We start from the raw sequence: 21,131 nt of genomic DNA, 5'->3' as shown, positions 1-21,131 counted from the left end.
TGTCACCGCCGAGCTCGGCGGCTCCGGAACACTCGTCGCACGCTGTGTTGACGAATGCTGCGGGGGACATTACCGTAACTTTGACAGCGCTGCCAGTAGCGCTATCAGAATCCCGAACGAGGCGTCGCAGAACGCGTCGCGCTGCCGGGATGACCGCGCCGGGACGACCGGCGAATCGCAACGACGCGAGGAGAGGAACCCCCATCACCATGACTTCACTGGAAGCGCCGACGTTCGCCCCCGACGTCGAGGTCCGCGAGTCCGGGCTGCGGATCGGCGCCATCGGCGCGGGCATGATCATGGCCGACGTGCATCTCGAGGCCTACCGGCAAGCGGGCTTCGAGGTCGTCGCGATCGCCTCGCGCACCGAGTCCAAGGCGGGCGCGCTCGCCGAGCGCTACGGCATCCCGACGGTGCATTCGACGCCGCTGGAGCTCATCGCCGATCCACGCATCGACATCGTCGACATCGCCTTTCCGCCCGACCAGCAGCCCGCCCTGATCCGCGCTGCACTCGCGCAGGAGCACGTCAAGGGCATCCTCGCCCAGAAGCCGCTCGCGCTGACCCTCGACGAGGCGGTGGCCCTTCGCGACGAGGCGGCGGCGGCCGGCAAGGTGCTCTCCGTCAACCAGAACATGCGCTTCGACCAGTCGATCCGCGTGCTCAGGCAGATCCTGGACGGCGGCGAGCTGGGCGAGGTCGTCTTCGCGACCATCACCATGCACGCGATCCCGCACTGGCAGGGCTTCCTCGAGGAGTACGACCGCCTGACCCTGGCCAACATGAGCGTGCACCACCTCGACGTGCTGCGGTTCCTCTTCGGCGACCCGGAGGAGATCTTCACGGCCACGCGCACGGATCCGCGCACGCAGTTCCCGCATGAGGACGGCATCGTCGTCTCCACCCTGCGATTCCCCTCGGGAGTGCTCGCCGTGTCGATCGAGGACGTGTGGTCGGGTCCCCGCGAGGAGGGCTACGACTCCGACGCGTCGATCACCTGGCGCGTCGAGGGGACCAAGGGCGTGGCCAAGGGAACGATCGGCTGGCCGACCGGCGAGCCGTCGACCCTCACCTACTCATCGACGCTGACGACGGGCGGCCGGTGGGTGAGCCCGGAATGGGACACGCACTGGTTCCCGCACGCCTTCATCGGCGTGATGGAGCAGCTGCAGTACGCGCTCGCGACGGGCACCGAACCCGAACTCACCGTCGCCGACAACGTCCGCACGATCGCGCTGATCGAAGCCGGATACCGATCGATTCTCGAGAACCGCCCCGTGCGGATCGACGAGATCCCGGCCTGACCGACCACGAACCGACACCCACTGCAAAGGAGCACCCACCATGATTCAAGTCGGCATCTTCTCGGGATACTTCCCGTACGACCTCGAGACCACGGCGCGCAAGATCCGCGACCTCGGGTTCAACACCGTGCAGCTCGACCTGCACTTCACCGACATCGACCTGAGCGCCGGGCAGATCACCGACGAGAAGGCCAAGCGCGTGCGCGACACCTTCCGTGCGAACGACCTGCCGATCTGCGCCATCTCGGGCTACACGAACATCGTGCACCCCGACCTGGACGAGCGGAAGCGTCGCGTCGACTATCTCAAGGAGATCATCCGCAACGCCCGCAAGTTCGGCACGCCCTACGTCATCTCCGAGTCGGGCACCTTCAACAGCGAAAGCGACTGGGTGCACGACGACAAGAACAAGACGGCCGAGGGGTACGACACCGCGCTCGAGGTGCTGCAGGACCTCGCCCAGACCGCGCACGATCACGGTGCGACGTTCCTCCTCGAGACCTACGTCAACAACGTCATCGGCTCCCTCGAGGAGACGCAGCGCGTGTTCGACGAGATCGACCGCCCGGGCATCGAGCTGCTCATGGACCCGACGAACTACTTCGAGACGCACAACATCGACAACCAGCGTGAAGTGCTCGGCGCCGTCTTCGACGACCTCGGCCACCGGGTGCGGATCGCCCACGCCAAGGACGTCAAGCGCTCGGGCGACGACAAGACCGAAAAGCACGCCGACATCGGCGATGAGAACGCCCTCGAGTCGCACACCTTCCGCGGCGTCGGCGAGATCGAGCTGCCGGCGGCAGGCCTCGGCGAGCTCGACTACGAGTTCTACGTCCAGCGACTCGCCGAGAAGAGCCCCAACGTGCCGCTCATCATCGAGCACCTCGACGAGAGCGACGTGCCTCGTGCCAAGCGGTTCGTCGACGAGGTCCTGACGAAGGTGGGTGTCTGACGATGACGGCGAACCCGTCGGCCCACCGCGGCTCCGCCCTCGTCACGGGGGCGGGGGGCGCGCTCGGTCGAGCGATCGCCCTGCGCCTGGGTGCCGACGGGTTCGCCATCGGCGTGCTCGGCCGTGAGAGCGATCTCCTCCGCGAGACCGCGAGCCTGCTGGAGGAGGAGTCCATTCCTCACCGCGTCCTGCCGGTCGACCTCAGGGATGCCGCGTCCATCGATTCCGCGCTGACCGAGGTGGAATCAGAGCTGGCGCCGCTCGCGGCCGTCGTGAACAATGCGGCCATCTACCCGGCGACCCCGGTCCTCGAGATCACGCAGGACGAGTACGAAGACGTCGTGCGGGTCAACCAGACCGCCTACTTCCTCACGGCGCAGGGCGCGGCCCGCCGCATGGTGGACCGCGGCTCTGGCGCGATCGTCAACATCGGCTCCATCACGTTCCACGGTGGTTGGGCCAACCTGGCGAGCTATGTCTCGACCAAGGGAGCGTCGGTGGGGCTCACGCGAGCCCTGGCGCGCGAACTCGGGCCCTCGGGTATCCGGGTCAACGGGGTCTCACCCGGCGCATTCCCGACCAAGGCCGAGGAGATCCACGAGAACCCCGCGGAGTACAACCGGTTCGTGATCGACCGTCAGTCGATCAAGCGTCGGGGCACCGACGCCGAGCTCGCCGCGGTCGTCTCGTTCCTCGTCGGTCCGGATTCCGCATTCCTCACCGGGCAGACGATCAACGTCGACGGCGGATGGATCATGGAGTGAAGCCGATGGCCACGAAGCACACGCCGCCCACCGCCGAACTGCGCCGTCGCACCGGCGATCTCGCCGCCTTCGCCGGCATCCAGGAGGTCGTCCTCAAGAACGGCCGAGAAGAGGGAGTGCGCGCGCTCCTGATGCGCAACGCCGTCGGGCTCGAGGTCGAGGTGCTCATCGACCGCGCGTTCGACCTCGGGTCGGCTCGATTCCGCGGCACGCCGTTCGGCTGGCGCAGCGGCAACGGGTTCCGGCACCCGGGGCTTCACGAGGCGGACGCCGAGGACGGGCTGTCCTGGTTGCGGGCGCTCGACGGGCTGCTCGTCACGGGCGGCCTCGACCACGCGCTGTTCGGGGGCGAGTACGACGCCGGCCACTACGCATACCCGCCCAAGCAGACCGTGCGCCACGGCCTGCACGGCCGACTGACCGCGATCCCCGCCCGACTCCTCCGCGTCGAGGAGGATTGGCGAGAGGAGGGCGGAGCCCTGCGGGTCGTCGGCGAAGTCATCCAGGCGACCTCGTTCGGCGAGCACCTCCGCCTCACCCGAACGATCGAGCTGGACCTGTTCGGCACGTCCGTCCGCGTCCACGACGTGGTCGACAACCTCGGATTCGAGCCGACGCCGCACATGTTCCTGTACCACCTCAACATCGGCCATCCGTACGTCGACGAGGGGACGCAGTTCGTCGCGGCGATCACCCGTCACGAATGGGCCTCGGATTCCACCTCGCAGCAGGGTGTCGCGTACGACACGCTGTCCGCCCCGATCGACGGGTTCGTCGAGCAGGTGTGGGAGCACGCGCTCGTCGCCGGGGGCGACGGGCGCCACCGCGTCGCGTTGCATGCGGCCGACGGCGCCCGTGGGGTGGAGGTGTCGTGGGATGCCGCGACCCAGCCGTTCTTCTTCGAGTGGCAGAACCTCCGGTCGGGCCAGTACGGCATCGGGCTGGAGCCGTCGAGCAACCACGTCGCCGGAGAAGCCGCGGCCCGAGACGACGGCACCCTCACCTGGCTCGCACACGGCGAGCGCCGTGAGTACGACCTGACGATCCGCATCCTCGACGGCGCCGACGAGGTACGCGACTCGCACACCGCCATCCGAGCCCTCGGCGACCAGCCCGCCGGCTCCTGACCACCCCTGCGATTCCCGAACAGAAGGCAGAAGATGACTGACACCCGCCCCGCCGACCCGGGCATCCTCAGCGGCTATCGCGTCCTGGACTGCTCCATCGCGATGGCCGGGCCGTTCGCCGGCCAGCGCCTGGGCGACCTCGGTGCCGACGTCATCAAGGTCGAGCCGACCACGGGGGAGTGGCAGCGCCACGCCGCCGCCGGTGGGGCGAAGGGCAACCGGATCAATGTCTCGTTCCTTTCGCTGAACCGCAACAAGCGATCCCTGGCCGTCGACCTGAAGGCGCCCGAGGGGCGCGACGTGCTGTACCGGCTCGTGGCCGAGTCCGACGTGTTCCTGCAGAACTACAGGCCCGGGGTCGCGGCTCGCCTCGGGGTCGATTACGCGACCCTTCGGGAGATCAACCCATCGCTCGTCTACGTGTCGATCTCGGGCTACGGCGAGGACGGTCCCTACCGGGACCGGCCCGGCCAGGATCTGTTGCTGCAGGCGCTGAGCGGCGCCATGCTCTCAGCCGGTGCCGCCGGTTCGCCACCCCAGCCCGCCGGCCAGTACCTCGTCGACGCGGTCACCGCATCGACGGCGTTCGAGGCCGTGCTGGCGGCGCTCCTGCATCGGGAGCGCACCGGCGAGGGCCAACAGGTCACGGTGAACATGCTCGACGTCATCACGACCCTCCAGATGCAGGAGATCTCCGTGTTCACGATGGGCGGCGTGCCGCAGGAGCGGAGCGCGCAACCGCACGCGCACGTGTACATCCGTTCCCCGTACGGCGCCTTCGCTACGGCCGACGGATTCCTCGCCCTCGCCATGCCGCACCTGCCGACGCTCGGCGAGCTGATCGGCGAGCCGTCGTTCGCCGACTACGACGGGGAGGTCGACGGCTGGACCCGGCGCGACGAGATCTACGAGAAGGTCGCCGATCGGCTGCGGACCCGCACGACGCAGGAATGGTTCGACCTCCTCTCGGCGGCCGGCGTCTGGGTGGCACCCGTCAACTCCTATGCCGACGTCGTCGACGACGTGCAGATCGCCCACAACGGCACGTTCGTCGAATACGACCACCCCACCGAGGGTCGCGTGAAGACGCCCGGATTCCCCTACCGGTTCTCACGGACGCCGGCGCGCATCGAGCGAGGCGCGCCGCTCGCGGGCGAGCACACCCGGGAGATCCTCACCGACCTCGGCATGACGGGCGACGACATCGACCGCCTGTTGGCCGGCGGTGTCGTCGCGAGTGACCGGACGTGAGCGGCGTGGCGCAGTACGTGGGTCTCACCTGGGACCACCCTCGGGGACGGGCGGCGCTCGAGGCCGCCGTCCCGATCGCGGCGGAGGGCGGGGTCGACCTCCGATGGGAGGTGCACCCGCTCGAGGGCTTCGAGTCGGCTCCTCTGGAACAGCTCGCCGAGCGCTACGACCTCATCGTGCTGGACCATCCGCATCTCGGTGATGCGGTCGCGAGCGGATGCCTCCAGCCGATGGAGTCCGTCATGGGCACCGCGTACGTCGCTGATCTCTCGGCGCGCGCGGTCGGGCCCTCGCTGGACGCCTACCGGCTCGGCGGGAGCACGTGGGCGCTGCCGCTCGATGCCGCGACGCAGGTGAGCGCGCGCCGCGCCGACCTCGTCGACGTCGATCCCCGTACCTGGGACGACGTCGTGGAGCTCTCCCGTCGCGCGCCCGTCGCCCTGTCGCTGTCGGGACCGCACGCCTACCTCACGTTCGCCTCGGTGTGCCGGAGCCTCGGCGCTCCCCTCGCCGATGGCGCCGCGTCGGAAGTGGTCGACCTCGTGACCGCCGAACGGGCGCTCGACCTGCTGGCCGGACTCGCCGGTCGCGCCCCGCGCGCCACCGATGCGCAGAATCCGATCGCACTCCTGGAACGCATGACCTCGGCCGACGACATCGCCTACATCCCCCTCGTCTACGGTTACGTCGGGTACGCCGACCGGCGACTCGAGCGCCCCGTGACGTTCGGCCCGAGTCCCGTGGGCCCGAGCGGGACGATCGGTTCGACGATCGGCGGCACCGGGATCGCCGTGACGCGACGCGCCGACGTGACCGACGCCCTCCGGAGCCACCTGGCGTGGCTGCTGTCCGACGAGGTGCAGGCGGACTTCATCCCCCTGCACGCCGGGCAGCCGGCGATGCGCACCGCTTGGGAGAGCGACGCCGTCAACGCCCCCGTCGGCGACTTCTACCGTCGGACTCGATCGACGATCGAGGCGGCATGGACTCGACCTCGCTTCGCCGGGTTCACGCCCGTGCAATCGGCGATGTCGCGCGTCGTCCGCGACGCGCTCCGGGAACATCGAGCGGCCGCGGAGGTCGTCGCGACGCTCACCCACCTACAGAATGCGGCCGCGGACGCCGTCGCACGAGAGGAGCTCCGCTCATGATCACCGGTCAGCTCGACGAGGTGGCGGTCGACGTCGACGGCAACGTCGTCGTGATCACGCTCAACCGTCCCGAGAAGCTCAACGCCGTCACACCCGCCATGTCGAAAGAGCTCACCAGGCTCGCCCACGCCTGCAACGACGACGACACCGTCCGCGCCGTCGTGATCACCGGCGCGGGCGAGCGGGCGTTCTGCGCCGGATCCGACATCCGTACGCTCGACGACTACGCGACGCCGTGGGAGTTCCGCAACCGCGTCGACTACTGCGACGCGCTCCGCGAACTGCGCAAGCCGATCATCGCGGCGATCAACGGCTACGCGTTCGGCGGCGGCGTCGAGACGGCGATGATCTGCGACATCCGCCTCGCCGCGGACACGGCGCAGCTCGCGGCGTCCGAGATCAAGCTCGGGTGGATCGGCGGGGGCGGGATGAGTGCGTTCCTCGCCCATTCCGCCGGTCCCAGCAACGCCGCCATGATGCTGCTCACCGGCGACCCGATCGACGCGGCGACGGCGAAGGCATGGGGTCTCGTTTCCGAGGTGCATCCGCCGGCCGCCCTGCTCGATCGCGCCCGCGAGCTCGCCGAGGTCATCGCATCGCGCCCGCCGATCGCGGCGCAGACCGCCAAAGCCAACCTGCGAGCTGCGTTCACGATGCCCTTCGACGACGCGATGCGCTATGAACGCGACCTGCAGACGATCTGCTTCGCGACCGAGGATGCGGCGGAGGGTCGCGCCGCGTTCGCCGAGAAGCGCGCCGGCCGATTCACCGGCCGCTGAGAAAGAGGGCTTCCATGAACTCGACGATGTCCTGGTTCCCGCCGCTGCGCGACAGCCTCCCGGTCGATGCGGCCGACGCACTGCTCATCGGGCGCGTCTGGCAGCCGAGGGTCTGCGGCCCGACGCCCATCCTCGTGGACGGCGAGGTGCTGCGATCACTCACCGGGGGGTACGCGACCGTGAGCGAACTCCTCGAGGAAGCCGACCCCGCCGCAGCCGCTCGCGCAGTGGCAGGCGAGGTCGTCGGCACACTCGAGGAGGTCTACGCGAACACGGCCTTCGATCAGCGTGACCTCCGTCGGCCGTGGCTGCTCGCCCCACACGACCTGCAGGCGGTCAAGGCCGCCGGAGTGACCTTCGCCGTGTCGATGATCGAGCGCGTGATCGAGGAACGGGCGCGCGGCGACCTCATGGCGGCATCCGACCTTCGCGAACTGATCGCCTCGCGGATCGGCGGCGACCTGCGCGGCGTCGTTCCGGGGTCCGAGCGAGCGGCGGAGCTCAAGCAGTTCTTCATCGATGAAGGCCTGTGGTCGCAGTACCTCGAGGTCGGGATCGGGCCCGACGCCGAGATCTTCACCAAGGCGATGCCGCTCTCGGCGCTCGGAACGGGGGAGCAGATCGGCGTGCTCTCCACGTCGACGTGGAACAACCCCGAGCCGGAGGTCGCCCTCGTGCTGTCCTCGGCGGGCTCCGTCGTCGGTGCCATGCTCGCGAACGACGTCAACCTCCGCGATATCGAGGGGCGCAGCGCACTGCTGCTGCCCAAGGCGAAGGACAACAACGCGTCATGCGCGACCGGCCCGTTCATCCGCCTGTTCGACGAGGGGTTCGGCATCGACGACGTGCGGACGATGGCCGTCAGCGTCGACGTGCGTGGGGCGGATGGGTTCGCGATGCATGCCGAATCGGACATGCGCCAGATCAGTCGGGACCCCCTCGAACTCGCGCGTCAGCTCATCGGGCGCCACCACCAGTATCCCGACGGGGCCGTCCTGATGCTCGGCACGCTCTTCGCGCCGATCGACGACCGCGACGAGCCCGGCATGGGCTTCACGCATAGGGTGGATGACGTCGTCGTGATCCGTTCGGCGCGGCTCGGCGCACTGGTGAACGTCGTCCGTCACAGCGAGGAGTGCGAGCCGTGGACATTCGGAGTCACCGCGCTCATGAGGAACCTGGCAGTGAGGAACCTCGTGTGATCGACGCCGAGGTGCAGCAGCATCCGAAGGTCACCCGCCGTGCCACCGGCACCGTGACGCTCGACGAGGTCGCCGCCCTCGCGGGCGTGTCGCCGTCGACCGTGTCGCGTGCCATCCGCAGTCCCGACCAGGTCTCCGTGGCCGCGTACGACGCGGTCATGCGAGCGGTCCGCGCCACCAACTACGTGCCCAATCGTGCGGCGAGCAACCTGGCGTCGAACCGCAGCGGCACTGTTGCGGCCGTGATGCCGGCGATGTCGTACTCGGTCTTCGCCGACACCGTGCACGGACTCGAGGCGGTGCTCTCCGCTGCCGGCATCCAGCTGTTCCTCGGCACCACCGGGTACGACGAAGGCCGCGAGGAGGAGGTGCTCCGCGCGTTCCTCGGCCGGCGACCCGACGGCATCGTGCTGGTGGGCGCCTCGCACACCGCCGGCACTCGCGAACTGCTGCAGCGTTCCAACATCCCGATCGTCGAGACCTGGGACTGGACCGACGACCCCATCGATTCGCTGGTCGGCTTCTCGAACCGCGACGCGTTCGCCGCCATGACGGAGTACGTCGTCGGCGCCGGATACCGGCACCCGACCTTCGCCGGATGGCTGACCGGTGCGGACTCGCGCGCCCATGCTCGCCGCGACGGCTTCCGCGACACGATCACGCGCCTGCTGCCCGACGAACCCGTCCGGATCCTCGACACGGGAGCCCGCGGGATCAGCGTCGAGGCCGGCGGCTGGCTGCTCGAGCAGGCCCGGGAGCAGCACCCGGAGACCGACGTGCTGGTGTGCGCGAGCGACATCTTCGCAACCGGGGCGCTGCTGGCCGCTCACCGCCGAGGGATTCACGTCCCCACGGAGATCGCCGTCACCGGCTTCGGCGACTTCGAGATGAGCAGGCACCTGCCGCCGCCGCTCACGACCATCCAGACCCCCAACGAGAGCATCGGTCGGCGAGCCGGCGAGCTCATCCTCGAGCGAATCATGGATCCGCACGCAGAGTCCGTCTCCATCGACCTCGGGTTCACGTTGATGGTGCGCGAGAGCGCCTGAACCCGCGACTCCGCAACCCCGAACTCCACCCGCGCCCTCCCCATCGCGCGGCGTCACCGCCGCCGACGACACCACAAGAACTGCGAGGACCCATGTCGACCACGCTCTCCACCACCGACCCGCGGACCGGCGTCCGCTCCGACACCGGCATCGAAGCCACGAGCGACGAGGCGGTCGACGCGATCGTCGAACAGGCGCTCGGCGCCGCCGAGCAGCTCGAGCGGCGCGACCGCGCCTGGCGTGCCGACCTGCTGGACGCGTTGGCCGATGCGATCGAGGAACGGCGCGCCGAGCTCGTCGCGACCGCCGAAGCCGAGACCGGGCTGACCCCGGTGCGGCTGAACGGCGAACTCACCCGCACCGTGTTCCAGTTCCGGCTCTTCGGCCAGGCCGTGCGCGAGGGCGGGTACCTCGAGGCCGCGATCGATCACGCCGGCGAAACGCCGATGGGGCCGCAGCCCGACGTGCGCCGGATGCTGGTGCCGATCGGTCCGGTCGCGGTCTTCGGCTCGAGCAACTTCCCGTTCGCCTTCTCGGTGCCGGGTGGCGACACCGCATCCGCGCTCGCGGCGGGCAATCCCGTCATCGCCAAGGCGCACAGCGCGCACCCGCTGACGTCGAAGGCGTCCTACGAGGCGTTGCGCGAGGGAGTCGCCCGCGCGGGTGGACCCGACGGAACCATCGGCATCGTGTTCGGGCAGGCGGCGGGGTCGCGACTCGTCGCGCACGAGGGCGTCGCCGCCGTCGGCTTCACGGGCTCGTTGGGTGCTGCCGAGCATCTTCGCGCCATCATCGAGCGTCGCCCGCGACCGATCCCGTTCTACGGCGAGTTGCAGAGCGTCAACCCGCTCATCATCACCGAGGAGGCGCTTCGCGCTCGCAGCGAGGCGATCGCCACCGGGCTCGCGGGATCCATCACGGGTTCGGCCGGGCAGCTGTGCACCAAGCCCGGCCTCGCGTTCGTGCCCGCGGGAGAGCACGCCGCTCGATTCGCGACCCAGCTCGTCTCAGCGGTCGGCGCGGCCGCGCCGGGAGTGCTGCTCAACGATCGCGTGGTCGAATCGTTCCGGGCCGCTGAGCGCGAACTCGAGCAGGCCGGTTCGGTCGAGTCGCTGCTCGGAACCGGCAGCGACGGGGCCGAGACCGCCGAGGGGTTCGCCGTGGACGCGCGAGTGCTGCGGGTGCATGCCGCCGATCTCTCTCCCGAGCACACCGTCGAGGCGTTCGGACCGCTCGTGCTCGTCGTCGAGTACGACGACACCGACCAGCTGCTGGCCGCGCTGCGAACGGTTCCGGATTCCCTCACTGCGACACTGCACCTCGAGGACGCCGATCAGTCGGCGGTCGCGGGCATGCTGCCGCAGCTCGCCGCCGCAGCCGGCCGCATCGTCTTCAACGGATATCCCACCGGCGTGAGGGTGTCGTGGGCGCAGCACCACGGTGGTCCGTGGCCGGCGACGAACTCCTTCCACACCTCGGTCGGCATCACGGCGATCCGCCGCTTCCTCCGTCCGCTCGCGTGGCAGAACGCGCCGACCGCGCTCCTGCCCACGGAGCTGCGCGACGAGTACCGGGGGATTCCGCGGCGAGTCGACGGGGTGCTGGAGACGGCATCGGCGGAGTGAGGTGACGACCGTCCCGCGGTTCACCGCCGGCCCGTGACGCGATCCCCGCTCGAGTGGCCGTCATTCGCCTCGGCGGAACCGGCGAATGAGAGCGCCCTACCGGCGCGGGTTCGGCGGGCGCCGGCGCTCCCAGGCGTCAGCGATGTGGGACCGCATGGACTGCTCGGCGCCATCGGCGTCGCCGGCCTCGATGGCGGCGAATACGCGTTCGTGTTCCTCGAGCGTCGTCTCGAGCCGGCTGTGCAGGTGGAAGCGGGCGCTCTCGCGGGCCTGTCCGAACAGGATCTTCACCAGGTTCACGGCCAGCCGGTTGGTGCTCATCTCGCCGACCGTCGTGTGGAAGACGACATCGGCTCCATTGAAGGCGGGCTCGTCGTCGATCGTGTCGCGCATGAGCTGAAGTGCCTCGCGGAGCCGTTCGAGCTGCTCCGGCGACCTGTCGATCGCCGCATCGCGCGCGATGAGGCCCTCGAGCGAAGCGCGCACACTGCTGAGGTCGTCGAGGATTCCAAGTGTGGCGTCGTTGGCCACGAGCGCCGACAGCACCGTGGCGTCCACCATGTTCCATGATTCCGCGCCGAGCACCTGCGTACCGCGGCCCTGGGCGACGGTGACGAGTCCCTTCTCCTCGAGGCGCTTGACCGATTCGCGGATCACGGTCCGGCTCACGCCGAACTGTTCGCAGAGCACCGCCTCGGGCGGGAGCGACGTGCCGGGCGCGAGATCGCCGCGCACGATGGCGTCGACGAGGTCGGCCACCACCGTCACGCCGAGCCGCGGCGTCCGCGCGCGGGCGGCGATGGTCGGGTAGGCGGCCTGCTCGACCCCGGCGGCACGTTCGATGGACATGCGGACAGCATAACCGTCAAAAGTGATCACACCTATTACCTTTCCTTGCGTGTTAGTAAGACGTATGATGTAATCGCTCTGAGCCCACTCGGGCGCCCCAGTCGTCATCGACGCCGACCAGAACAGGAATGCGCGACATGTCCCAGCACTCGTCCTTCCGACGCCGAGCCACTCGGCTGATCACCGCCGGGGCCGTCGCGGCCACCGGCCTCCTCGTCCTCAGCGGGTGCTCCACCGGCGCCGAGGGTGGGGGTGACGACACCTACGGCTTCGCCGCGCCGGAGCAGGTGGCCGACAGTCCCATCACCGTGTGGGTCGACGCCTCACGCGAGCCCGCCGTGACCGCCTTCCAGGAGGCGTACCCCGACATCGACGTGAAGCTCGAGACCTACGACGGCAACGCCGGCGGCAGCGGCTCGTTCCAGAGCAAGATCTCGCTCATGGACCAGGCCGGCGACGGCTGGCCCGACATCGTCTTCTCGACCCAGCAGAACGACGCGATCTGGGCCTCGAAGGACACTGCCCAGGGCGAGCCCGGCTTCGCCGCACCGCTCAACACGGGCCTCATCGACCAGGAGTTCCTCGACGGCTTCGCCGAGGGCTCGCTCGACTACGCCACGATCGACGGAACGGTCTACGGCCTGCGCAACGACCTGGCCCAGACCGTCTTCTACTACAACCAGAAGCTGCTCGACCAGTTCGGCTACGAGGTGCCCACCACGTGGGAGGAGTACGGGGAGCTCGGCGACGCGCTCGCCGCAGAGCATCCCGGCTACATCCTCGGCAGCATGGGCGACAGCTTCATGACCTACGTCTACTACGGCGGCTCCGAGTCGCCCGTCTTCCAGTCGCCCGAGCCGGGTGTCTTCCACTCCGACACGTCCGACGAGAACGCCGAGAAGATCTCCGAGATCATCGATGGGATGCTGGCCAACGGCACGCTCGTGCAGGACAGCTTCTTCAGCCCCGAGTTCGCCGCGAACTACGCCGACAAGCTGGTGGGCGTGCCGGGGCCGGTCTGGTACACCGGTGCCATCTTCCAGGGCGGACTCGCGACGCCCGCCGGTGAGATCGGCGTCGCGCCCCCGCTGACGTGGGAGGGCGGCGAGGTCGCAGCCGGCAACGTCGGCGGCGGCATCTGGTACGCCTCCAGCCACTCGAAGAACCTCGAGGCGGTCAAGACCTTCCTCGAGTTCGTCACCAGCGCCGACGAGTTCCAGGTCGAGGCGTCCTCGGGCTACCCGGCCTACTCGGAGGCCGCCGAGAAGTGGCTCGACAAGCAGGCCGAGGCCGGCTACTTCGTCAACGACGACTTCAAGACCGTCATGTCGGATGCCGCGGGGCAGATCTGGGACGGATGGAACGTCACGTCGTGGAGTCCCGAGACCGCGTGGGCGAAGGTCGTCATCCCCGGCATCGCCGAGGGCGACAGCATCGTCTCGCTGCTGCCCGCGTGGCAGACGGAGCTCGAGAACGAGGCCACCGTCAACGGGTACACGGTGGAGTGACGTCGTGACTGTCACCGCACCTCCGGCTCCTGCCGGCGTCGTCCCCTCGGGACGGCGCCGGCCGGAGCGCCGGCGCCCCGCCCGGGTCAACGCAGGGCAGGCGCGGTTCGGCTACGTCTTCGTCAGCGGCTACACGTTGCTGCTGATCGCGTTCGGGCTGCTCCCCACGCTCTACGCGCTCTACCTCTCGTTCACCCGCGACGGCGTCTTCGTCGGATTCGACAACTTCATCCGGGTCTTCAACGACTACCGGTTCCTGCCGGCCGTCGCGCACGTCGCGCTCTACATCGTCTTCTGGCTGATCAGCCTCCTCATCTTCGTCGTGCTCCTCGCGATCGTGGTCCACGCCATCCGGGTCCGCTGGCTCGGTGACACCGCCCGGTTCCTCTTCTACATCCCCGGGGCGATCGCCGGCGCCTCGAGCGTGCTGCTGTGGCTGTTCATGCTCGACCCGTCCGTCAGTCCGGCCTCGGCGCTCCTCCGGTCGATGGGCTTCGAGTCGCTCGTCAACGTCGTCGCCGTCGGCAACCTGCCGGTCGTGTTCACGGTCATCGCCTTCTGGGCCGGCGCCGGCGGATGGATCGTCATCATGTACGGCGCACTCAACAACATCAGCGCCGACATCATGGAGGCCGCGCGCATCGACGGCGCCGGCGCCGTGAAGGTGGCGTGGTACATCCAGCTCCCCATGCTCACGAAGTGGATCAGCTACATGGGCATCATGTCGCTGGCCGCCGGCACGCAGCTCTTCGTCGAGCCCAAGGTCCTCGCCCAGGCGACGAAGAACGTCGTACCGGAGGACTACTCCCTCAACCAGCTGGCGTACCTGTACGCGTTCCGCCAGGGGGACTTCTCGGGATCGGCCGCGATCTCGGTGGTGCTCCTCGTGGTTGCGCTGGGCCTGTCCACCGTCTTCATCTTCCGCGGAAAGCTGTTCGAACGTGACTGACCTCGCCCTGCGCCGTCGGCGGCGCCCACTCACTCCGGGGCAGTGGATCGGCCGCGCCTTCGTGGCCGTCGTGCTGCTGACCTTCGCCGCGTTCTTCATCGTGCCGATCATCTGGCTGTTGCTCGCTCCGACGAAGACCAACAACGAGCTGCTGCTCGACGGCCCGTTCAGCTTCGGCTCGTTCGAGCAGCTCGGCGCGAACTGGAACGAGCTCTTCGCGTTCGGCAGCGGCGTGTTCGCCACCTGGCTCGGCAACTCGGCCTTCTACTCGTTCGCGGCGCTTGCGATCACGCTGATCGTGAGCGTCCCCGCGGGGTACGCGCTCGCCCTCATGGAGTTCAGGGGACGACGGCTCCTGCTCGTCACGACGCTCGTCGTGATGCTGATCCCGAACACGGCGCTCGTGCTCCCGATCTTCCTCGAGTTGAGCGCGGCGCGCCTCATCGGCAGTCCGCTCGCGGTGATCCTGCCCTTCTCGTTCTTCCCGTTCGGCGTGTACCTCACGTACATCTACTTCTCGACCGCGGTCTCGCGAGACCTGTTGAACGCGGCCCGCATCGACGGCGCGGGCGAACTCCGCGTCTTCTCGCATGTCGCGATGCCGCTCGCGACCCCAGTCATCGCGCTCGTCGGCTTCTTCAGCTTCGTCGCCAACTGGAACAACTACTTCCTGCCGTTCCTCGTGGTCGGAGGCGACAAGGTCCCGGTGCAGGTCGGCCTGGCGAACCTGCTCTCCAACGTGCCGGCGTTCAACCCGACCACCGCGTCGAGCATCGTCATCCAGCTGCCGACGCTCGCGCTCGCGACCCTGCTGTCGGTCGCGCCCATCCTGCTGATCTTCCTCTTCGCGCAGCGCTTCCTCGTCGAGGGCATGACCGCCGGCGGCACCAAGGAGTGATGACCCCATGAAGATCACCGGGTATCGCACGCTCACCGCGCAGCAGCATTGGCAGCGCTCCATCGGCGACGTGAACGGCCACATCGTGGAGGCCGTCACCGAGGTGCCGGTCGTCATCGTCGAGACCGACTCCGGCGTCGAGGGCGTGGGCATCGGCTCGCACGCCGACCTCGGCCGCCTCTTCCCTGCCATCGAGGGGGAGGACCCGCGGAGCGTCGCGGCGCTGTTCGACCGCATGCTCGCGCAGGTGTTCAAGTCGGGTCATGCCGGCGCCACGTACGGCGGCGTCGCGACCTTCGACGCAGCCCTCTGGGACCTCAAGGCGAAGGCGGCCGGCGAGCCGCTCTGGCGCCTGCTCGGTGGCCGGGACCGGTTCGTGCCGGGCTACGCCTCCGGCCTCGACATCGCGCTCGACGATGAGGAGCTCGCCGCGTTCTACTCCGAGTTCGCCGACCGCGGCTTCGTCGCGGGAAAGCTCAAGGGCGGTCTCGACCTCGACGCCGACCTGCGCCGCCTCGGCATCCTCTCCGACGTGCTCGCCGCCAACACCTCGCGCCCGGGCCTGATGCTCGACGCCAACGAGTCGTGGCAGGTCAAGCAGGCGGTGCGCTACGTCAGCGCGCTCGAGGAGCACGTCGACCTGCTCTGGGTCGAGGAGCCGCTGCGACGGTGGGATGCGGTCGGCCACGCGCGCCTCAGCACCGCGGTCCGCGCCGCCGTCGCGACCGGCGAGAACCTCACCGGCGTCGACCAGTTCCGCCCCCTGTTCGACGCTGGCGCTCCCGACATCGTGCAGGCGGGCGCCATCTGGGGCGTCAGCCACATGCATCGGCTCGCCCTCGCCGCCGCAGCACGCGACCTGCCGGTGAGCACGGTCGGCTACAACGCCAATCCGGCGGTCGCGCATGTCATGACTGCGGTGCCGAACCACCTGACCACCGAGGTGCAGGCGATCGACTTCGCCGACGGGGTGCTCGTCGACCACGAGTTCACCGACGGCGGCATCGTGCTCAGCGACGAGCCGGGCTCGGGCATCCGGATCGACGAGGTCGCGATCGACGGCGCACGCAGGGGCGACGGCTGGGCGAACCCGGCCGGTCCCCACATGCGGCCCGTTCGTGCGGGGCTCCGCGTCGTGCTCGACGGCGTCGAGCGCTGACGCGGACACCGGAAGGACGGACTCCATGGAGATCAGGCCGGGTCTGCACCGCGTGCAGGCACCGCTCGGCGAGCGCTTCGTCGCGCTCTACCTGCTCGTCGGGGACGATGCCGCGATGCTCGTCGACACGGGCATCCGCGAGAGCATCACCGAGACGCTGCTGCCGTACCTCGATGAGGCCGGCATCCCGCGCGAGCACCTGCGCTGGGCGGTCAACACGCACTGCGACTACGACCACACGGGCGGCAACGGGGCGCTGAAGGCGGCGATCCCGTCGGTCCGGGTCCTCGCGCACGACCTCGATGCCGAGCTCGTCGAGGACGTCGACCGTCTCATCGACGTCCGCTACGGCGAGTTCCGCGCGACCGACGGGTTCGACGACGCCCCCGAGACCACCGCGTACCTGCGCAGCGTCTCCGACCTGGTCCCGGTCGACGAGCGACTGGCCGGCGGCGAGGAGTTCGACCTCGGTGGCCGCGCCGTTCGGGTCCTGCACGTGCCGGGCCACAGCCCGGGCCACATCGCCGTGCACGATCCCGAGCACCGCGCGCTCATGATCGGTGATGCGACGCTGGGCACCACCGTGCCCTTGGCCGACGGCCGGGCGGCCTTCCCCCCGACCTACCGCGACGTCGATCCCTACGTCGCGAGCCTCCGCGGGTTCCGGGACCTCGACGTCGAGCTGCTGCTCACGGCGCACTACCCCGTCTACGAGGGCGACGGGGTCCGGACGTTCCTCGACGAGAGCGAGGCGTACACCGAGCGCATAGACGAGGTCCTCGCGGGCATCCTCGAGGCGAGCGACGAGCCGCGCACCACGCTCGAGCTGGTCCGCACAGCCGGAGCGGCACTCGGGCCGTGGCCGGCCGACGCGCTCGACTACGCCGTCTTCCCGGTCACGGGCAACCTCGAACGGCTCGCGGCTCGCGGCGTCGTGACCGAGCAGGTGGATGCCGCGGGTCGCCGTCGCTGGAGCCCGGTCCGATGAGCGCGCCGGTCCGACTCGGCGCCGTGGGCGCCGGCTGGTGGGCGACGAGCAACCACTTCCCGATCTTCGCGGGCCGAGAGGATGTCGAGCTCGTCGGCGTCTGCGGCATCGGTCCCGAGCTCGAGGAGGTCCGCGAGCAGTTCGGCTTCGGCATGGCCACGAACCACTACGACGAGCTGCTCGCCCAGGACCTCGACGCCGTCGTGATCACGACGCCCCACGACCTGCATCACCCGCAGGCGGTCTCCGCGATCGAGCGAGGCCTGCACGTGCTGCTCGAGAAGCCGGTGACGCTCACGGCTGAGCAGGGCTGGGATCTCGCCGATCGCGTGCGCGCCGCGGGGGTGCACTTCCTGGCGCCGTACGGATGGAACTACAAGCCGTTCGCGATCGAGGCTCGTCGCCTCGTCGCGGCGGGCTGTCTCGGCGAGATCCAGCACGTGCTCTGCCACATGGCCTCGCCGACGCGGGGGCTCTTCGCGGGCGACACGAACCACATCCGCTCCCTGTGGGATTCGAAGACGAGCGGGCCCGACCCGCGCACGTGGCAGTCGCCGTCGCGCGGCGGCGGGTACGCGCACGGGCAGGTCACCCACTCGAGCGCACTGCTGTTCTGGCTGAGCGAGCTGCGCGCGGCATCCGTCATGGCCAAGGTGTCGAACGGAGGCGCAGCAGTCGACCTGTTCGACGCGGCCGTCATCACGTTCGACGGCGGCGCGCTCGGGTCGCTCTCGGGTGCGGCGACGCTGCCCGACGGCGATCCCTACCAGGTCGATCTCCGCATCTTCGGCACCGAGGGCGTGCTGCTCCTCGACACCGAGCGCGAACGCGTCACGCTGCACCGCTACGACGGGCAGCGGTGGGACCTCGACATCGAGCCCGGCGCGGGCGCATACGAGTGCATCGTGCCGCCCAACCGATTCATCGACCTCATCACCGGCGCGAGCACGGAGAACAACTCCGATGCGGAGGTCGCGGCCCGCTCCGTCGAGCTCATCGATGCGATGCTGCGAAGCGCCGCGGCCGGGGGAGCCGAGGTCGCCGTCCACCGCACGACCGAGGCCGAAGCCGACCACAGAAACGAGGAGTCCGCGTGACCCAGAACCATGGAGTGCTCGCGGGCTACCGCGTGCTCGACTGCTCCATCGCCATGGCCGGCCCGTTCGCCGCCCAGCGCCTCGGCGACCTCGGAGCCGACGTGATCAAGGTCGAACCGACGACCGGCGAGTGGCAGCGACACACCGCCGCGGGCGGCGCCGCGGGGAACGAGGTCAACGTCTCGTTCCTCTCGCTGAACCGCAACAAGCGGTCGGTCGCCCTCGACCTCAAGCGCGAAGAGGGTCGCGAGGCCCTCCGCGAGCTCGTCGCGACCGCCGACGTGTTCCTCCAGAACTACCGGCCCGGCGTGGCCGCCCGCCTCGGGGTCGACTACGAGTCGCTGCGCGCGATCAACCCGTCGATCGTGTACGTCTCGATCTCGGGCTATGGCGAGGACGGCCCCTACCGCGACCGCCCCGGCCAGGACCTCCTGCTGCAGGCGATGTCGGGCGCGATGCTCTCGGCCGGACGCCACGGCGACGAGCCGTCGCCCGCCGGTCAGTACCTCGCCGATGCGGTGACCGCCTCGACCGCGTTCGAGGGCGTGCTCGCGGCGCTCCTGCACCGCGAGCGCACGGGCGAGGGCCAGCTCGTGACCGTCAACATGCTGGACGCGCTCACCACCCTGCAGATGCAGGAGCTCTCGGTCTACACCGTCGGCGGCAAGTCCCAGCAGCGATCCGACGAGCCGCACGCGCACGTCTACATCCGTGCGCCCTACGGCGTCTTCGCGACGAGTGACGGTTTCGTGGCGCTCGCGTTCGCCGACCTGCACGAGCTGGGCCGCCTGATCGACGAGCCCGCATTCGAGGGCTGGAACAGCGAGGTCGAGGGGTGGACCCGGCGCGACGAGATCCACGCGCGCACCGCGGCGAAGCTCCGCGAGAAGCCGTCGGCGCACTGGCTCGACACGCTCGGCGCTGCCGGCATCTGGATCGGACCAGTGCTCGGCTACGACGACCTCGTGGACGACCCGCAGATCATCCACAACGGCACGTTCGTCGAGTACGACCACCCCACCGAGGGGCACGTCAAGACACCGGGCTTCCCGTACCGCTTCTCGGCGACGCCGCCCCAGGTGTACCGCGGTGCGCCGCTCGTCGGCGAGCACACGCGCGAGGTCCTCGCCGAGGCCGGGCTCGGCGAGCGGGCGATCGACGCGCTGCTCTCCTCGGGTGCGGCGCGCGCCACCGAACCGTCGCACGTCGTCGCGAGCGCGTGATGGCCGGTACCACGCTCGGGGAGCGCAACGACGTGACGCCGACCACGAGGAGCACCACCGTCATGACCTGGCCCGACGCCCGCGGAATCCTGCCCGGCGACGCCGACACGGCGACGCTCGTCGGGCGTGCCTGGACCGCCGATGGGCCGAGCGTCGTCGCCCTGCGGCCCGAGGGCGTCGTCGATCTCGCGCGCACGTTCCCCACGATGCGCGCGCTCACCGAGCACGACGACCCGTTCGCGGCCGTCACCGCCGCAGAGGGACCCGTGCTCGGTTCACTCGACGACCTCGTTGCGAACACCCCGCCTGAGACGCGCGACGCCGGCCGCCCGTGGCTGCTCTCCCCGATCGACCTGCACGTCGTCAAGGCCGCGGGCGTGACGTTCCCCGTCTCGATGCTGGAGCGCGTCATCGAGGAACGTGCTCGCGGCGACCAGGGCGCCGCGGCCGCGATCCGCGCCGAGATCCTCGCGACGATCGGCGGCTCGCTCGAGTCGTTGAAGCCGGGATCCGAAGAGGCGGGTGCGCTGAAGGCCCTGCTCATCGAACGCGGCTGGTGGAGCCAGTACCTCGAGGTCGGCATCGGGCCGGACGCCGAGGTGTTCACCAAGGCACCCGTGCTCGCGACCGTCGGGCCGTGCGTCGACGTCGGCGTGCACCCTGCCTCGCAGTGGAACAACCCCGAGCCCGAGGTTGTCCTCGTCGTGAGCTCGACGGGCCGCATCGCGGGCGCGAGCCTCGGCAACGACGTGAACCTGCGCGACGTCGAGGGCCGAAGCGCCCTGCTCCTCGGCAAGGCCAAGGACAACAACGCCTCGGCGTCGCTCGGCCCGTTCATCCGGCTCTTCGACGACGGCTACGGCATCGACGACCTGCGCGCGTCGGTCGTGCGCCTCTCGATCGACGGCGAAGACGGCTACCGCCTCGACGGCACGAGCGAACTCGCCCGCATCAGCCGCGATCCGGTCGACCTCGTCGGACAGGTCGTCGGCGCGCACCACCAGTACCCCGACGGCTTCGTGCTCTACCTCGGCACGATGTTCGCGCCTGTGGACGACCGGGACGTGCCCGGGCGCGGATTCACGCACCGCGACGGCGACCTCGTCCGCATCGCCGAGCCGCGGCTCGGCGCGCTCGTCAATCGCGTCCGTTCCACTGCCGACGCCGAACCGTGGACGTTCGGCATCGACGCGCTCTACCGATCGCTGACCGCGCGCAGGCTGCTGGGCTGATCCGACGGCGTGCTCCGGTTC

The 21,131-nt window shown here is 69.7% G+C and carries 19 protein-coding genes; 18 read left to right on the top strand and 1 reads right to left on the bottom strand.

The window, feature by feature from the left end:
* The first annotated feature begins 209 nt into the window (after positions 1 to 209).
* From AC3RKB_RS02445 to AC3RKB_RS02400, 10 genes are all read left to right on the top strand, one after another.
* The gene (locus AC3RKB_RS02445) at positions 210 to 1,304 is read left to right on the top strand and encodes a Gfo/Idh/MocA family protein (RefSeq protein ID WP_491434388.1); all 1,095 of its coding nucleotides are present in this window, start codon (positions 210 to 212) and stop codon (positions 1,302 to 1,304) included.
* Between the two features lie 40 nt (positions 1,305 to 1,344).
* Positions 1,345 to 2,259 carry a sugar phosphate isomerase/epimerase family protein gene (locus tag AC3RKB_RS02440; RefSeq protein WP_491434387.1) on the top strand — a complete coding sequence of 305 codons (915 nt, stop codon included), beginning with the start codon at positions 1,345 to 1,347 and terminating at the stop codon, positions 2,257 to 2,259.
* A gap of 2 nt (positions 2,260 to 2,261) precedes the next feature.
* Positions 2,262 to 3,023, top strand: coding sequence for an SDR family NAD(P)-dependent oxidoreductase (locus AC3RKB_RS02435; protein WP_491434386.1), 762 nt, complete (start codon positions 2,262 to 2,264; stop codon positions 3,021 to 3,023).
* Between the two features lie 5 nt (positions 3,024 to 3,028).
* On the top strand, positions 3,029 to 4,150 hold the full coding sequence (locus tag AC3RKB_RS02430) for an aldose 1-epimerase family protein (protein ID WP_491434385.1): 1,122 nt from the start codon (positions 3,029 to 3,031) through the stop codon (positions 4,148 to 4,150).
* 33 nt (positions 4,151 to 4,183) lie between these two features.
* Positions 4,184 to 5,401: a CaiB/BaiF CoA transferase family protein gene (locus tag AC3RKB_RS02425; RefSeq protein ID WP_491434384.1), complete on the top strand. Its 1,218-nt coding sequence runs from the start codon at positions 4,184 to 4,186 to the stop codon at positions 5,399 to 5,401.
* Between the two features lie 5 nt (positions 5,402 to 5,406).
* Positions 5,407 to 6,552, top strand: coding sequence for an extracellular solute-binding protein (locus AC3RKB_RS02420; protein ID WP_491434383.1), 1,146 nt, complete (start codon positions 5,407 to 5,409; stop codon positions 6,550 to 6,552).
* Positions 6,549 to 7,331 carry an enoyl-CoA hydratase/isomerase family protein gene (locus tag AC3RKB_RS02415; protein ID WP_491434382.1) on the top strand — a complete coding sequence of 261 codons (783 nt, stop codon included), beginning with the start codon at positions 6,549 to 6,551 and terminating at the stop codon, positions 7,329 to 7,331. Before AC3RKB_RS02420 ends, AC3RKB_RS02415 begins: the two co-directional genes overlap by 4 nt.
* A gap of 14 nt (positions 7,332 to 7,345) precedes the next feature.
* On the top strand, positions 7,346 to 8,533 hold the full coding sequence (locus AC3RKB_RS02410; protein WP_491434381.1) for a fumarylacetoacetate hydrolase family protein: 1,188 nt from the start codon (positions 7,346 to 7,348) through the stop codon (positions 8,531 to 8,533).
* The gene (locus AC3RKB_RS02405; protein WP_491434380.1) at positions 8,530 to 9,582 is read left to right on the top strand and encodes a LacI family DNA-binding transcriptional regulator; all 1,053 of its coding nucleotides are present in this window, start codon (positions 8,530 to 8,532) and stop codon (positions 9,580 to 9,582) included. The genes AC3RKB_RS02410 and AC3RKB_RS02405 overlap by 4 nt, the downstream gene beginning before the upstream one ends.
* 92 nt (positions 9,583 to 9,674) lie before the next feature.
* Positions 9,675 to 11,207, top strand: coding sequence for an aldehyde dehydrogenase (NADP(+)) (locus tag AC3RKB_RS02400; protein ID WP_491434379.1), 1,533 nt, complete (start codon positions 9,675 to 9,677; stop codon positions 11,205 to 11,207).
* Between the two features lie 96 nt (positions 11,208 to 11,303).
* Here the strand turns inward: AC3RKB_RS02400 and AC3RKB_RS02395 are convergent, their stop codons facing one another.
* Positions 11,304 to 12,056 (bottom strand): FadR/GntR family transcriptional regulator, encoded by a 753-nt coding sequence (locus AC3RKB_RS02395; protein WP_491434378.1) that lies wholly within the window; start codon positions 12,054 to 12,056, stop codon positions 11,304 to 11,306.
* Between the two features lie 137 nt (positions 12,057 to 12,193).
* Between AC3RKB_RS02395 and AC3RKB_RS02390 the strand changes: the two genes are divergently transcribed.
* Genes AC3RKB_RS02390 through AC3RKB_RS02355 form a run of 8 tightly spaced genes read left to right on the top strand, consistent with a single transcriptional unit; the run spans position 12,194 to position 21,110 of the window.
* Positions 12,194 to 13,564, top strand: a complete 1,371-nt coding sequence (locus tag AC3RKB_RS02390) for an ABC transporter substrate-binding protein (protein ID WP_491434377.1) — start codon at positions 12,194 to 12,196, stop codon at positions 13,562 to 13,564.
* A gap of 4 nt (positions 13,565 to 13,568) precedes the next feature.
* Entirely contained in the window at positions 13,569 to 14,513 is a 945-nt protein-coding gene (locus AC3RKB_RS02385; RefSeq protein ID WP_491434376.1) for a carbohydrate ABC transporter permease, read from the top strand.
* A complete protein-coding gene (locus tag AC3RKB_RS02380; protein WP_491434375.1) occupies positions 14,506 to 15,411 on the top strand; it encodes a carbohydrate ABC transporter permease in 906 nt (301 codons plus the stop codon). The genes AC3RKB_RS02385 and AC3RKB_RS02380 overlap by 8 nt, the downstream gene beginning before the upstream one ends.
* A gap of 7 nt (positions 15,412 to 15,418) precedes the next feature.
* On the top strand, positions 15,419 to 16,570 hold the full coding sequence (locus AC3RKB_RS02375; protein WP_491434374.1) for a mandelate racemase/muconate lactonizing enzyme family protein: 1,152 nt from the start codon (positions 15,419 to 15,421) through the stop codon (positions 16,568 to 16,570).
* Positions 16,571 to 16,595: 25 nt separating this feature from the next.
* Positions 16,596 to 17,558 carry an MBL fold metallo-hydrolase gene (locus AC3RKB_RS02370; protein WP_491434373.1) on the top strand — a complete coding sequence of 321 codons (963 nt, stop codon included), beginning with the start codon at positions 16,596 to 16,598 and terminating at the stop codon, positions 17,556 to 17,558.
* Positions 17,555 to 18,655, top strand: coding sequence for a Gfo/Idh/MocA family protein (locus tag AC3RKB_RS02365; RefSeq protein ID WP_491434372.1), 1,101 nt, complete (start codon positions 17,555 to 17,557; stop codon positions 18,653 to 18,655). Before AC3RKB_RS02370 ends, AC3RKB_RS02365 begins: the two co-directional genes overlap by 4 nt.
* Positions 18,652 to 19,878, top strand: a complete 1,227-nt coding sequence (locus AC3RKB_RS02360; RefSeq protein WP_491434371.1) for a CaiB/BaiF CoA transferase family protein — start codon at positions 18,652 to 18,654, stop codon at positions 19,876 to 19,878. Before AC3RKB_RS02365 ends, AC3RKB_RS02360 begins: the two co-directional genes overlap by 4 nt.
* The gene (locus AC3RKB_RS02355) at positions 19,878 to 21,110 is read left to right on the top strand and encodes a fumarylacetoacetate hydrolase family protein (RefSeq protein ID WP_491434370.1); all 1,233 of its coding nucleotides are present in this window, start codon (positions 19,878 to 19,880) and stop codon (positions 21,108 to 21,110) included. Before AC3RKB_RS02360 ends, AC3RKB_RS02355 begins: the two co-directional genes overlap by 1 nt.
* The last annotated feature ends 21 nt before the right edge of the window (positions 21,111 to 21,131 follow it).

This window comes from Agromyces capsici (assembly GCF_058349965.1).
The sequence above is the reverse complement of the archived record's forward strand: the minus strand, read 5'-3'. Positions and strand labels throughout refer to the sequence as shown.

Excerpts from the sequence above, each read along its gene's own strand:
- AC3RKB_RS02445 (WP_491434388.1), top strand. The coding sequence starts at position 210 with ATGACTTCACTGGAAGCGCCGACGTTCGCCCCCGACGTCGAGGTCCGC.
- AC3RKB_RS02440 (WP_491434387.1), top strand. The coding sequence starts at position 1,345 with ATGATTCAAGTCGGCATCTTCTCGGGATACTTCCCGTACGACCTCGAG.
- AC3RKB_RS02435 (WP_491434386.1), top strand. The coding sequence starts at position 2,262 with ATGACGGCGAACCCGTCGGCCCACCGCGGCTCCGCCCTCGTCACGGGG.
- AC3RKB_RS02430 (WP_491434385.1), top strand. The coding sequence starts at position 3,029 with ATGGCCACGAAGCACACGCCGCCCACCGCCGAACTGCGCCGTCGCACC.
- AC3RKB_RS02425 (WP_491434384.1), top strand. The coding sequence starts at position 4,184 with ATGACTGACACCCGCCCCGCCGACCCGGGCATCCTCAGCGGCTATCGC.
- AC3RKB_RS02415 (WP_491434382.1), top strand. The coding sequence starts at position 6,549 with ATGATCACCGGTCAGCTCGACGAGGTGGCGGTCGACGTCGACGGCAAC.
- AC3RKB_RS02410 (WP_491434381.1), top strand. The coding sequence starts at position 7,346 with ATGAACTCGACGATGTCCTGGTTCCCGCCGCTGCGCGACAGCCTCCCG.
- AC3RKB_RS02400 (WP_491434379.1), top strand. The coding sequence starts at position 9,675 with ATGTCGACCACGCTCTCCACCACCGACCCGCGGACCGGCGTCCGCTCC.
- AC3RKB_RS02395 (WP_491434378.1), bottom strand. The coding sequence starts at position 12,056 with ATGTCCATCGAACGTGCCGCCGGGGTCGAGCAGGCCGCCTACCCGACC.
- AC3RKB_RS02390 (WP_491434377.1), top strand. The coding sequence starts at position 12,194 with ATGTCCCAGCACTCGTCCTTCCGACGCCGAGCCACTCGGCTGATCACC.
- AC3RKB_RS02375 (WP_491434374.1), top strand. The coding sequence starts at position 15,419 with ATGAAGATCACCGGGTATCGCACGCTCACCGCGCAGCAGCATTGGCAG.
- AC3RKB_RS02370 (WP_491434373.1), top strand. The coding sequence starts at position 16,596 with ATGGAGATCAGGCCGGGTCTGCACCGCGTGCAGGCACCGCTCGGCGAG.
- AC3RKB_RS02365 (WP_491434372.1), top strand. The coding sequence starts at position 17,555 with ATGAGCGCGCCGGTCCGACTCGGCGCCGTGGGCGCCGGCTGGTGGGCG.
- AC3RKB_RS02355 (WP_491434370.1), top strand. The coding sequence starts at position 19,878 with ATGGCCGGTACCACGCTCGGGGAGCGCAACGACGTGACGCCGACCACG.